Here is a 13,660-nt window from a genome sequence, read left to right as displayed (position 1 = left end):
TAAAATAATGCATCTTAATCCAGCCCATCAGAGTGTGAAATCCTGCGTCAGATATCTTTGCCGTGCGTCAGCACGCCTGCAGATATCTTCCTTGTCTTTCGCACGCTGCTGAACTGTCTTAAATGCATTATTTACGAGGATTGCTATAATTTTCATGCGTGCCTGCAATAGACTTCTTAATGGCAGCAAAACTCTCTGCGCTGATCGCATGCTCCATCTTACAGGCATCCTCGGCTGCAACCTTCGGGTCAACTCCGATAGAAGTCAGCCATCCGGTCAGAAAGGTATGTCTTTCATAAATCTTATCTGCAATTTCCTGCCCGGTTTCCGTCAGATTGATAAATCCATTTTCATCAATCGTAATGTAATTACTGGCTTTCAAATTCTTCATTGCAACACTGACACTCGGTTTTGAAAAAGACAGTTCATGCGCAATGTCGATAGAGCGGACATTACCGTTTCTTTTTTGGATCATAAGGATCGCTTCGAGATAATCTTCTCCTGATTCATGTATCGCCATATTGATACTCCCTCCTTTTTTCTTTCCGATATTGCTGCTGTGAACTGCTGTACGCAAACAGTACAGGCAGTTATGTTCTGTCAAAGAGTATCATATTTCTTTTTATGATTTTGATACCTGCCGGATAATAATATCCTGTTTTTTAAAACATTAAAGCAACACGTTAAACTATAATAACATGGATTATAACATAACTTTTGATTTCCGTAAAGAAATCTCCTCAAAACTATTGACAGAAGAGAAAATAATGCTATAATAAAATCAAACAAATGAACAAGTGCTCATATGTTAATATAAAAGAGATGAGCGGAAAGGGAAAATATTATGAAGAAAACTTATAAAATCGATGTAGATTGTGCAAACTGTGCTAACAAAATGGAGGAAGCTGCCAGGAATACAGCCGGCGTTAAAGATGCAACAGTTAACTTCATGATGCTGAAGATGATCGTTGAATTCGAAGACGGACAGGATCCAAAAGCGGTTATGAAAGACGTATTAAAGAACTGCAAGAAGGTAGAAGACGACTGTGAGATCTATCTTTAATTCTGCGTTATCCGGAGAATGGACTGTTGCATAAAACGTATCCCGGCACTGAGCTTTTCGCCGGAAAGTTTTTTGCAGCAGTCCTGCTTTTATAAGAAGAGAGAGGTATTGATATGAACAAGAAGCAGAAGAAAATGCTGATCAGAATTATCATAGCAGCAGTGCTGATCGTGGTCTTTTCCTTACTGCCGGCAGAGGGATACCTGAGATTTGTTCTTTTTATGATCCCATATCTGGTCATCGGCTATGATATCCTGAAGAAAGCATTTAAGGGTATTTTAAATAAACAGGTGTTTGACGAGAACTTTCTGATGGCTGTAGCCACAGTAGGTGCAATTCTCCTTGGCGATTATTCCGAGGGTGTTGCAGTTATGCTTTTCTACCAGATTGGAGAACTTTTCCAGAGCTATGCAGTGGGAAAGAGCAGACGAAACATCAGTGAACTGATGGATATCCGTCCTGATTATGCGAACATAGAGAAAGACGGAACACTGGAACAGGTTGATCCTGATGAAGTTGAGATCGGAACCATTATTGTTGTTCAGCCGGGTGAAAAAGTACCGATCGATGGAGTGATCACCGAGGGAACTTCTACATTAAATACAAGTGCACTGACAGGTGAGAGTCTTCCGCGTGATGCAAAAGCAGGCGATGAAGTGATCAGTGGCTGTATCAATATGACAGGTCTGCTGAAGATCCGTACAACTAAGGAATTCGGTGAATCTACAGTATCCAAGATTCTTGAACTGGTAGAGAATTCCAGCTCCAGAAAGTCAAAATCTGAAAACTTTATTTCCAAATTTGCGAAATACTATACACCTGCAGTATGTTACGGAGCCCTTGCTCTTGCATTTATCCCGCCGATCGTACTTCTTATTATGGGAAAACCTGCCATGTGGGGAGACTGGATCTACAGAGCCCTTACCTTCCTTGTAATCAGCTGTCCATGTGCGTTGGTTATCAGCATCCCGTTAAGTTTCTTCGCAGGAATCGGTGGAGCCAGCAATCAGGGCATTCTGGTCAAGGGTTCCAACTATCTGGAAACACTGGCTCAGACAAAATATGTTGTATTTGACAAAACAGGTACTATGACTCAGGGTGTCTTCGAAGTAAGTGGTATTCATCACAATGAAATGCCTGATGAGAAATTGTTAGAATATGCAGCACTTGCCGAGTGTTCTTCCTCCCATCCGATCAGCAAGAGCCTGCAGAAAGCATACGGAAAACCAATCGACAGAAATCGTGTTACTGATATTGAAGAAATCAGTGGTAATGGTGTGATTGCCAAAGTTGACGGCATATCTGTAGCTGCCGGTAATACCAAATTAATGAACAGACTTGGCATTGCTTATCAGGATTGCCATCATGTAGGAACTGTTGTGCATATGGCCATTGACGGCAAATATGCAGGACATATCCTGATATCCGATATCATCAAACCTCATGCAAAAGAGGCAATCGCTGAACTGAAGAAAGCCGGAATCAGCAAGACCGTTATGCTGACAGGCGATTCAAAACGTGTTGCAGATCAGGTTGCCGAAGAACTGGGAATTCAGGAAGTATACAGCGAACTTTTACCTGCTGACAAAGTTTCCAGGGTAGAAGAACTTCTTAATCAGAAGTCTGAAAAGGCTAAACTTGCGTTTGTAGGTGACGGTATCAATGATGCCCCTGTATTATCCAGAGCCGATATTGGTATTGCGATGGGAGCGCTTGGTTCAGATGCAGCAATCGAAGCAGCAGATATCGTTCTGATGGATGATGATCCTCTGAAGATTTCCAAAGCAATCAAAATTGCACGTAAATGTATCCGTATTGTATATGAGAATATTTATTTTGCAATCGGCATTAAAATTCTCTGTCTGATTCTTGGAGCTTTAGGTATTGCAAACATGTGGGTGGCCATTTTTGCAGATGTAGGTGTTATGATCCTGGCAGTATTAAACGCGATCCGTACATTATTTGTAAAGAATTTATAAGAAACAGGCAAATCAGCAGAAACCTTTTGTGATAAGCCGGAAAGGTAACAGGTAAGAAAATGGAAGTATGCAAAGAAGAATTATGTGAGAGTAATGAAATACATGAAGATCTGCTTAAAATTGTAGATGAAACCCTGCCGGAGGAAACAGAGCTTTATGATCTGGCCGAATTATTCAAGGTTTTCGGAGACTCTACCAGAATACGCATTTTGTTTGTTTTGTTTGAGGCAGAGGTATGCGTCTGCGATCTCGCTAAAGCATTGAATATGACTCAGTCTGCGATTTCTCATCAGCTTCGTATTCTGAAACAGAATAAACTGGTAAAGAGCCGCAGAGAGGGAAAATCTATTTTTTATTCTCTGGCAGATGATCATGTCCGCACGATTATCAACCAGGGACGGGAACATATAGAAGAAGATTGAAAAAAGCATCAGTTATCTGAAAGATTATAAATTCAGATAACTGATGCTTTTAAAGTTATAGATGAACTCTTTTCAAAATCTCGTTAGTAAGTCCGCCGATTACCACCCCGGCAGCAACACCTGCCACCAGAAGTGCCGGTGCGTATACAAACACACTTGCATTTTGTACGATCAGCATGGCAATGATCAACTGACCGATATTATGGGAAACACCTCCTGCAACGCTGACACCGATTAGACTGAAAGATGTTTTTTTCAGCATAAGTGTCATAACTGTCATACTAAGCGCAGCGCCTGCCAGGCTGTACAGGATACTGAACAGATTTCCGAACATAAATCCGATCACCAGAATGCGGACAACAGAAACCAGAGCAGCCTCCCTAAATGAATATTTCTTCAAAATAAAAAGTACTCCCAGATTGGCAAGTCCAAGTTTAATCCCCGGAATCCCCGCAAAAACCGGCACCAGTGATTCCACATATCCCAGAATGATCGCCACAGCTGAAAAAAGCCCAAGGCAGGCTGTTTTTTGCTTCATAAATCTATTTTCTCCTCTCAAAAAATCCAAAATGGAATTATCAGAATTCTTCAGACATTTTAACACAGAAAAAATATTCCCGCAACCACAAGTTAGATGTAACTAATACTGATTTTTACTGAAGTATTTATTGAGAAAAAATGACGAATATCCCAGATAAAAAAGTGTGGATTTTTTCAGACAGGCATGTTACTATTTTATGAGTTAGTAGTGACTAATTTATATAATTACTGCTGACAGCATACCTATAGCAATCCTATATGAATATCTTTGGCAGAAGTCACTCCCTTTTGGTAAAAGTAAAATCCCTTTGGTTAATAAGTTGATTAACCCTCTGGTAAGAGTGATTCCGCAAAAAAATTTTAGAAGAGGAGAAAAACATGACAAACAAAAAACTTATGAAAAAAATAGCACCTGTTGTAATGAGTGCCGCAGTTGCTATGACCAGCATGCCATATGCAGTTCTGGCATCTGATTTCACAGACAGTGAGGTACTTACAGACAGCACAGATTTCTCTGTTTCCGAAGAGTTTGCCGCCGAGGATGCGCAGGAAGAATTTACCACCGAAGATGTCCAGGATGCTTTTGCTGCAGAAGCACAGCAGGGCGAAGCTTATGTGCTTATGAATATTCCATACGATGATTTCTACAAGGCAGAACTGAAAAATAATGATGTAAAAGTTGATGCTTTCACATCTGCAACTCTTAATAAATCAAGAACCGCAGGTATGATGAACGGAAATTCCGCTTATCACGTAGACCCCAATGGAACCGATGTAACAGGTGTTACTTTCCCTGTAAAGGTCAGTGATCTTTCCCTTCTGAAAGACCAGAAGCAGGTCACAGATTCCGACTCTGTAACGATCACAGTGACAAACAGAGGACAGACAAGCAGCAACACCTATACAGGAAAAGATTCCCTGATTGAAAATGCTTCTTACTCTTATTATATTTTAAGTGAAACACCGTCTTATTACAAAGAACTTACTGTAAATGCAGATGGCAGCTATTCTTTCTCAGCAATGAAAGGTGCTCAGACACAGACCGTTGCAATTGATGCTATATTAAAAACAGAGACAACTTACGGGGACTATGAGCTGGATCTGAATAATGAGACTTTTTCATCACTGATCGATACGACTACAGATAAGATTTATGGTGTAACCGTAAATACTACAGACGGAACCAACTATGGCCTGCGTCATCTGGAGAATATCTGGCGTGGAAGTATGCTTGCCTGGGGTACAGGATATACAACAGAAGTTCACGGATGCCCTGTTTCTTCTGCGCATTATAAATCAATCATGGGAAAAACAATTGACAGCGTTACTTATTACACAGATAAAGGCATGATTACTTTTGATGTTCCGGATGTAAAGGTGCAGACAACTACAGGAATCAAGGCAACAGTGGCAGATATTATGAATACAGACTCATCTGCAGCAGTTACCTTTGACCAGGCTCTGCCGGCAGACTTCAAGGCACAGTATACTGTAGACGGAACAGCGGTTTCTTGCACAGACGGAAAACTTGCAGTTGGAGCTCTTGCATTGGGAACACATAAGGTTGAAATTGCAGATGCCAGCGGAAAATATGCAGCCATTGTAACTGAATTTACAGTAAATACAGACAAAATGCCGGCTTCTTATGACAGTAACGAGACAAAACTGGTTGCAGCAAAAGGCATTACAGCAGAAGAGTTCTCTGCATACATTAAGAGCATCAGCAAAGTAAAAGTTGATGATACAGAATATGCCGCAACAGGAAGAGGAAGCAAGGTCATTGTAAAAGAAGATGGAACTCTTGATCTCACAGATATTCAGGTAACAGATGCAACTGTATTTGAAATAACTGCTGTAGGATATAAGAATAATCTTACTTTTACTTACAAAGAAGCAGAAAATACATTTGAATTAAATACTTCTTCCAAGACTCTTTATACAAAAGGCAGCACAAAAACCACTCTCAAAGTTACAACAAACCTTACAGATAAAATCACATGGAAATCCAGCAATACAAAAGTGGCTTCTGTAAACAGCAAAGGTGTTGTAACTGCTAAGGCAAAAGGAACAGCAGTGATCACAGCATCCTGCGGAGAATACCAAGTAACCTGCAAGATAACAGTTAAAAATCCATCCCTGAAACTTAGCAAATCTTCAGCAACTGTAAAAGTTGGAAAAACAACAAAAATTTCTGCAAAGGCAACTCCATCAGGAAAGGTTACTTACAAGTCAAGCAACAGCAAGATTGCAACAGTAAGCTCCAAAGGCGTTGTAAAAGGAAAGAAAAAAGGTACTGCCAAAATCACAGTAACCTGCAATGGTGTTAAGAAAGTATTTACAGTAAAAGTAAAATAAACGATAACAGGTAAATAATTCACACAATAAATGACCTCGGATTTTGCTCCGGGGTCATCTTAATGAGAAAAAAACAACATTAGCAGAATCTGTTATATATAGATTTTTGTATACTAAAATGATACACTTTTAAAGTTAGTTATGATTAAGTTTTGCTTCATCCAAAAACAGATATCATATCCGGCAAAATAAAAAAATGAAGGAGAGGAAACAACGTGAATAATCAAAATTTTTATCTGCGTCTGATCGCACTTTTGTTGATCATCATGGCGGTATTTTTCTATAACGGAACAGTAAAAGATAAAGAACAGGCTCAGGATATTGCAGATCTGACTGCCAAAACAGAGAGTCTGGAGAACCAGCAGGACCAGATCCTTATAGCATTAAAGGAAACTTATGAGGAACAGAAAACAGTAGCAGAAAGTAATGCTTCTTCTGATGTATCTTCGGAAGCTGATAATAAATCTGAAAAGGATTCTGCAGAGGATAAAGAAAATGCAGATCAGGCAGATTCTGAAGAAACCGATGATTCTGACAATGTATATAAAAATGGCACCTTCGAAGGTTCAGGAACCGGATACGGTGGAACGATCACTGTTCAGGTGACTCTGGAAGATGATACCATTACAGCAGTCAGTGTAGTCAGTGCACCGGGTGAGGACAGTGCTTATCTGTCACAGGGCGAGAATGTCATAAACAGTGTCATCAGCGAGCAGAGCACAGATGTTGACACCATTTCCGGAGCAACTTTCAGTTCTACCGGTATCTTAGAAGCAGTAAATGACGCATTATCAAAGGCGGAAAACGCATGAAAAAGAAACAACGAAAGGTACGGCTGATCCGTGCCGCCATACAGCTTATATTTTTTATAGCAGCGCCCTCCCTTTTTTCCACAGCATTTGCAGGAATCAAATCCATCTTTCTTGCAATCGGAGGACAGCAGAGCGTAACCTGGAACTCTTTTCTGAATATTACGGCATTATTGTTGATCATTACTATTTTGTTCGGACGTCATTTCTGCGGTTATGCCTGTGCGTTTGGCTCGCTGGGAGATGCTCTGTATGAGCTTACCGCATTTATCCGTGCGAAATGTTTTGGAAAAAAGAAAAAACATGGATATCCGGAAGAATGGGTACACAGATTACAGAAAGTAAAATATGTGATTCTTGCATTTCTGCTTCTTTCCTGCATAACAGGATTCTATTCCAAATTACAGGGAATGAGTCCATGGGATGTATTCTCCATGCTTACAACAGGCAGACTGCCGAAATCTACCTACATTGTGGGAACAGTTCTGCTGATCCTGATCATGGTCGGAATGTGTACACAGGAGCGTTTCTTCTGCCAGTTTCTCTGTCCTATGGGAGCAGTATTTGCAATCATGCCGATCATCCCGGGAGCACTTTTCAAACGAAATCGTCCAAACTGTGCGCCAAAGTGCACTCTCTGTAAGAAGAGATGTCCGGCACATCTGGATATTGACGGCGATACTGCACATTCAGGGGAATGCATCTGCTGTCACGCCTGCACTGCAGTCTGCCCAAGGAAAAATATTCATACAGGCACTGTTATTGATAAAAATTAGCAACTGCTAACTTATTGAAAAAATTTGATTAGTAAGAACTAACTATATTGGTAGACATACTATCCGTACAGTGATATAGTCTATAGAGTTAGTTGGAAACAACAATAAGAGGATAAGGAATCAGAAAATATATGACAAACAGACGCTCTTTTGTACTGGGACTTTTTATTACAGCCTCTCTTTTATGCACATCCCGGACTGCATGGGGAAACTCTGAAATAAACACATACACCAAAACAGACTTTGCTATGGACACCGTAGTATCAGAGACTCTTTACACAATAGGTGAGGATATCACAGCAGACATAATCTCTGCATTAAAAGATGTGGAAGAAAACTGGATCTCCTGGACAAAAGAAAGTTCTCAGATATATCAGATCAATCAAAATGCCGGGAATACAACAACGGTATCTGATGAAACTGCCACCTGTTTAAAACAGGTACTGGATTTGTCGAAAGTTTCTGGCGGAGCCATGGATCCTACTATGGGAAGAGTGATCCGCCTGTGGGACATTGACGGAGAAAATCCGCACATTCCTTCAGATGATGAATTAAATTCCCTGCTTGAAAATGTAGGATATGACAAGGTGACTCTGGATGGAAATAAAGTTACCATGCCGGAGGGAGTAACTCTTGATCTGGGGGCTGCAGGTAAGGGAATCGGCTGCGATGCAGCACAGAAGATTCTTGATGCAGATAAAAATGTATCAGGCATGATCCTGAATCTGGGCGGCAGCAGTGTTATGAGCTATGGAAGCAAACCCGACGGCTCTGCCTGGCAGGTAGCTGTCACTGATCCGCGGGATACAGAAGGTGATTACCTGGGAGTAGTTACTCTGAATGGTACTGAATTTTTATCTACTTCCGGAGATTACGAAAAATACTTTATAGAAGATGGTGTTCGATATCATCATATACTGGATCCTGCTACAGGATATCCTGCAAGAAGCGGTCTCACATCTGTGACGGTTGTGTGTGATGACGGCCTGAACGCAGACGGACTTTCCACTGCATGCTTTGTACTGGGAAAAGAAAAGGCAGAAGAACTTTTGAAGAAATACAATGCAGACGGACTGTTCGTAGATGATTCTGATCATGTCTGGATGACGGAAGGCATGAAAGAAAGATTTCAATTACTGAAAGATACTTATTCCATCGGTGAATAGGTTTATCTTATATAAAGATCTCTGAACTGTCAAAAATTTCAGTTTTCCGGACAGTTTGGAAATATATTTATTAACTCATATTCAGGAGGATTTAAAGGTATGCGTAAGGGAAATTTAATCAAAATGGCAGCTCCTGCAATTTTAAGTGCAGCAATGATGGTTTCAGGATTACCGGTTATGGCTGCGGATTTTACATCTGATACTGCTGTGGAGACTGAGGCACAGACAGATGAGTTTGATGCAGCAGATGACACCGCTGATGCTTTTGCAGGCGATGAGGAAACACCTTTTGTTGACGATCAGGCAGCAGCAGAAGATGAATTCGCTGCAACAGCAGAAACAGGCTACAAATATGTCTATGCAGGTCTGACATGGACACAGTACTGGGCATCTGAGGGAGTTTATAATGCTGCAAACACAGCTTCCAATGGAACAAAAGACAGCCATGATGAACTTGACAAAGGCGGTTTCGACACAGTAACCAGAGCTACTGTAAACCATGGCCTGCACAGAGGAAGCTACCAGTGTGAAGCAATCATGTATGACAAAAACGGCGGTTCTTATGAGATTTCCTACTGGACCTCAGCTAATGATGCAGTTCTTACGGACGGAACAACTGTAAAGCTGAATCAGCCTGAGCGAGGACAGATCACAAAAGCTGACGGAAGCGTTGCAGAATTCGACCATTACAGCGTTGTAGGTCTGAAATATGTGCCTGTCGCAGTAAAGGCAGAAGATTATGAAGCCTTCAAATCCCAGTTCAAGGTTGTGGAAGACGGAAGCACAGTTGCCGGAGGATTTGGAGAAAACAATTTGCAGTCCTATAGTGCAGTTGCGGATGTTACCGCTGAAACAAACGGCTTAAAAGAAGCTGTAAAAGGTTCCGATGGAACATTCACATTCAAGGCCAGAACAAACGGTACAGGTTCCGGACTTAAAGATCAGGCACTCCAGACAGCATCCAATGTTACCGCAACAGTAAAAGAAGCCAGCGGAAGTTACGGCGAATTCTTAAGAGTAGATATTACAGGTGACGGATATGGTACTCTTGGTGCTAAAATGTATGCTGTAAAATGGGATTACTACGGAAATGGTGATAAAGTTCTGGCATCTTACGGAACAAAATTTGCAGCAGATAACTGGATGCACAAGGCAATGGGAATCCAGCTTGGTCTGACAGATTCCTACCGCTGCCAGCTTCCAAAAGGAACAGATGGAACCGGCAAATGGAAAATCACCGTATATGCAATGGGATATGCAGATACTGTATTTGAAGTTAATGCAACAGATGCAAACATCGTAAAACCGGAAGCAGGAGAAGCAGATACAACAGCATTAAAAGCAGCAGTAGAAAAAGCAGAAGCCTTAAAAGAAGCAGATTACACAGCAGATTCCTGGAAGGCAATGCAGTTAGAACTTCAGGAAGCAAAGGATCTTCTTGCAAAAGAAAAGCCAACTCAGGCAGAGGTTGATGAAGCTACCACTCATCTGAACGCAGCAGTAGAGGCTCTTGTTAAAGCAGATACGAAGGTAACAGTAACTCTCAACAAGAAAACAGCCACTGTTTACAAAGGAAAAACAACTACACTGAAGGCAACTGTAACAGGAGCAGATGCACCAAAAGTTACATTTACTTCCAGCAACCCAAAAGTTGCAGCTGTAAACAAAACAACCGGTAAAGTTACTGCAAAAGCAAAAGGTAGTGCAGTCATCACAGCTAAATGCGGAGATGTAAAGGTAACCTGCAAAGTAACAGTTAAAAATCCAACTCTTACACTGAACAAAACATCTGCATCTGTAAAAGTCGGCAAAACAACTAAGATTACAGCAAAAGCAGCTCCATCAGGAAAAGTTACATACAAATCCGGCAACAAGAAAATTGCTACAGTATCATCCAATGGTACAATTAAAGGTATCAAAAAAGGTACTGCCAAGGTTACAGTAACATGCAATGGTGTAACCAAAACAGTTAAAGTAACTGTAAAATAATCTGACCTGACTGAAGTCAGGCGGATATTTGCAATCGGATTAGCAGACAAGAGGAAAGAAATCCTGTATCCCACAGAAAGGGCAGGATTTCTTTTCGACTGTAAAACTTTATACTGTTATTACAGTAATCACTTGAATATGATTACCTGAAACAAACTATTGAAGAAGGAGGAATTTATGGACAAAAATAATAAGCAGAAAAATAATAAGACTCCGGAAACGAAACCAAAACAGGACAGTTTCCGTCCATGGTTAAAGCTTATTCCTGCGGCAGCAGTTTTTGCTGCAGTCTGTGTAACCTGTTATCAGGCAAATAAAAGTCCTGTGGAAATCGCATCAGTTTCCGATAATAATATTATGTCTACTGGCGAGATTAAAGAATTGATTTCGCACGGAACTGCAGGTAAGGATTTTGATTCAGAGGACTCTTCTGAAACCAATGGAACCTCAATTTCAAAAACATCAAAAAAGACAAAGAAAACAAGTAAGATTAAAACAGGAACAAAGAAAAATTCATCTACAGGTTCCTCTGCAAATGGAGGTACCGCAGGGGGTGGTGCAGGAAGCACAGTCACACCGACTACAGAAGTCCCCGCCGGTGGATATGCAGACGGTACCTATACAGGCTCCGGGACCGGTTTCGGAGGAACGATCACTGTTCAGGTAACTGTCACTGACCATAAAATTGCAGCTATCAATATTGTAGATGCATCAAGTGAAACAGCCTCCTATTTTGCAAATGCACAGGGTGTGATCAGCAAAATTCTTGCAAGCCAGTCTCCGAACGTAGATGCAGTCAGTGGTGCCACTTATTCTTCAAACGGAATTATTACTGCGGTTCAGAATGCATTGTCACAGGCAATTCCATCAGGAAATCAGGCAGTTGTTACGCCAACTCCCACTCCATCACCGAAACCTACAAAGAAACCTTCTCCAACACCGAAGCCGGGAGACGAACAGATTTACAAAGACGGAACCTATACAGGAACCGGTAAAGGATACAGTGGGACAATTACGTTGACAGCTAAGATTAAAAAAGGTATGATCAAGTCTCTGGAAGCAGAGCATACAGATACGCCTATGTTCTTTAAGAAAGCATGGGATATCCTGGAAAATGAGATCATTCAGAATCAGTCTGTCGATGGCATTGATACTGTCAGCGGTGCAACCTACTCTTCAAAGGGTATCATAAACGCAATGAAAGATATTCAGAAGCAGGCAGAAAAAGGCACCACAAAAGTGACACCAACTCCAACACCAGAAGTAACAGTTACGCCAATTCCTGAGGCAACCCCAACCCCGACACCGGAAGAAACTCCGACTCCAGAAGTTACTCCAACACCAGAGGAAACACCAGCTCCCACACCAACACCGGAAGAGACTCCGGAGCCTACGCCGGAACCTACAGGACCATATATTGACGGAACTTATACAGGCTCAAGCTACGGATACAGTGGAAGAGTAAATGTAACAGTAACGATTCAGGGCGGTCAGATTGCATCTATTGAACAGAGTAACAGTGATTCACCTGAGTACTTTGATTATGCATGGGAAACTATTTATCCTCAGATTATGGGAAATCAGTCAGCAGACGGAATTGATGCTGCAAGCGGTGCTACTTATTCCTCAGAGGGAATCCTTGGAGCAATTCAGAAAGCTCTTGCCCAGGCATTGGCATAAAATTATTGTAAGAGAAAAAATCATATGCTCTGGCTATTTCTAACTTATAACGTAAAAATGGAGGACAACAATATGATTAAAACAACTGTAAAAGTAGACGGTATGATGTGCGGAATGTGCGAATCTCACGTAAACGATGCAGTGAGAAAAGTCTTTCAGGTAGATAAAGTTACTTCTTCTCACAGCAAAGGGGAAACTGTGATCATTTCAGAGAAACCTGTAGACGAAGCAAAGCTAAAAACAGCCATCAGCGCAACAGGATATGAAGTAAAAGGTATCAGTTCACAACCTTATGAAAAAAAGAAAGGTTTGTTTTCATTTTTTCATAAATAATGAACATGTTCAGTAGATATCATTAAATCATAAACCTATTAAAAAACCAGGCAGAAACTTTGCAGATTATACTGCAGTTTTTGCCTGGCTTTCTCTGTGCCAACAAGTTGATTTCTCGACAAATCTCGAATAATGGCGTTAAAAAGTCTGAAAAATTCCCAAAAATTAGTTGCTTAATTTGTACAAAATATGGTAGACTATTTGTAGTTAAGAAGTGACAGAAATTTACAATTACTTAACCGAATCAGGTGAGACAAATGACTCTATCTGCCTGATTAATCAGGAGACGAAGAATGAAAAGAAAAATAGAACTTGTCTGCTGGATTTTATTTACCTTATGTTCCGGTATTTGCTTCTTTATCAATTTTATGAGCAAACCGCCTGTAGACGATACACATAAATTTACCTTATATATGATCGGTGCTGCAACAGTATCTTTACTTTATCCGGGAACTATGTTTATCCTTGGACTGAGAAACAGTTATCTGTATGATAAATTAACCTATTGTGCTACTTCAAATAGATTATGTGAAAACCTGTAAAACCGC

Annotated in this window: 13 protein-coding genes; 11 read left to right on the top strand and 2 right to left on the bottom strand. The window is 40.8% G+C overall.

Annotated features, from left to right (window positions below):
• Nucleotides 1-127 precede the first annotated feature (127 nt).
• Nucleotides 128-520 carry a metal-dependent transcriptional regulator gene (locus LJE11_RS06535; RefSeq protein WP_022380700.1) on the bottom strand — a complete coding sequence of 131 codons (393 nt, stop codon included), beginning with the start codon at nucleotides 518-520 and terminating at the stop codon, nucleotides 128-130.
• 324 nt (nucleotides 521-844) lie between these two features.
• On the opposite strand from LJE11_RS06535, the gene LJE11_RS06530 reads away from it, so the two are divergent.
• From LJE11_RS06530 to LJE11_RS06520, 3 genes are all read left to right on the top strand, one after another.
• A complete protein-coding gene (locus tag LJE11_RS06530; protein ID WP_008703069.1) occupies nucleotides 845-1,063 on the top strand; it encodes a cation transporter in 219 nt (72 codons plus the stop codon).
• Between the two features lie 113 nt (nucleotides 1,064-1,176).
• The gene (locus LJE11_RS06525) at nucleotides 1,177-3,042 is read left to right on the top strand and encodes a heavy metal translocating P-type ATPase (RefSeq protein WP_022380701.1); all 1,866 of its coding nucleotides are present in this window, start codon (nucleotides 1,177-1,179) and stop codon (nucleotides 3,040-3,042) included.
• A 59-nt stretch (nucleotides 3,043-3,101) separates the two neighbouring features.
• Nucleotides 3,102-3,464, top strand: a complete 363-nt coding sequence (locus LJE11_RS06520; RefSeq protein ID WP_008703071.1) for an ArsR/SmtB family transcription factor — start codon at nucleotides 3,102-3,104, stop codon at nucleotides 3,462-3,464.
• A gap of 55 nt (nucleotides 3,465-3,519) precedes the next feature.
• On the opposite strand, the gene LJE11_RS06515 is transcribed toward LJE11_RS06520, so the two are convergent.
• Nucleotides 3,520-4,002, bottom strand: a complete 483-nt coding sequence (locus LJE11_RS06515) for a Gx transporter family protein (protein WP_008703072.1) — start codon at nucleotides 4,000-4,002, stop codon at nucleotides 3,520-3,522.
• Nucleotides 4,003-4,382: 380 nt separating this feature from the next.
• Between LJE11_RS06515 and LJE11_RS06510 the strand changes: the two genes are divergently transcribed.
• The 8 genes from LJE11_RS06510 (at nucleotide 4,383) to LJE11_RS06475 (ending at nucleotide 13,654) form a co-directional block, all read left to right on the top strand.
• Entirely contained in the window at nucleotides 4,383-6,359 is a 1,977-nt protein-coding gene (locus tag LJE11_RS06510; protein WP_022380702.1) for an Ig-like domain-containing protein, read from the top strand.
• Between the two features lie 215 nt (nucleotides 6,360-6,574).
• Nucleotides 6,575-7,171 carry an FMN-binding protein gene (locus LJE11_RS06505; protein ID WP_022380703.1) on the top strand — a complete coding sequence of 199 codons (597 nt, stop codon included), beginning with the start codon at nucleotides 6,575-6,577 and terminating at the stop codon, nucleotides 7,169-7,171.
• Entirely contained in the window at nucleotides 7,168-7,944 is a 777-nt protein-coding gene (locus LJE11_RS06500; RefSeq protein WP_022380704.1) for a 4Fe-4S binding protein, read from the top strand. Before LJE11_RS06505 ends, LJE11_RS06500 begins: the two co-directional genes overlap by 4 nt.
• Nucleotides 7,945-8,075: 131 nt before the next feature.
• Nucleotides 8,076-9,110, top strand: coding sequence for an FAD:protein FMN transferase (locus tag LJE11_RS06495; protein ID WP_118670269.1), 1,035 nt, complete (start codon nucleotides 8,076-8,078; stop codon nucleotides 9,108-9,110).
• A 99-nt stretch (nucleotides 9,111-9,209) separates the two neighbouring features.
• Nucleotides 9,210-11,099 (top strand): penicillin-binding Tp47 domain C-containing protein, encoded by a 1,890-nt coding sequence (locus tag LJE11_RS06490; RefSeq protein ID WP_022380706.1) that lies wholly within the window; start codon nucleotides 9,210-9,212, stop codon nucleotides 11,097-11,099.
• Nucleotides 11,100-11,276: 177 nt separating this feature from the next.
• Complete coding sequence (locus LJE11_RS06485) at nucleotides 11,277-12,779, top strand: FMN-binding protein (protein WP_022380707.1); 1,503 nt, start codon at nucleotides 11,277-11,279, stop codon at nucleotides 12,777-12,779.
• A 72-nt stretch (nucleotides 12,780-12,851) separates the two neighbouring features.
• Nucleotides 12,852-13,112, top strand: coding sequence for a heavy-metal-associated domain-containing protein (locus LJE11_RS06480; protein WP_022380708.1), 261 nt, complete (start codon nucleotides 12,852-12,854; stop codon nucleotides 13,110-13,112).
• A gap of 293 nt (nucleotides 13,113-13,405) precedes the next feature.
• Entirely contained in the window at nucleotides 13,406-13,654 is a 249-nt protein-coding gene (locus LJE11_RS06475) for a hypothetical protein (protein ID WP_227295709.1), read from the top strand.
• Nucleotides 13,655-13,660: the final 6 nt, after the last annotated feature.

It is taken from the genome of Blautia sp. DFI.1.216, assembly GCF_020594215.1.
Taxonomy (GTDB): domain Bacteria; phylum Bacillota; class Clostridia; order Lachnospirales; family Lachnospiraceae; genus Blautia_A; species Blautia_A wexlerae.
The sequence above is the reverse complement of the archived record's forward strand: the minus strand, read 5'-3'. Positions and strand labels throughout refer to the sequence as shown.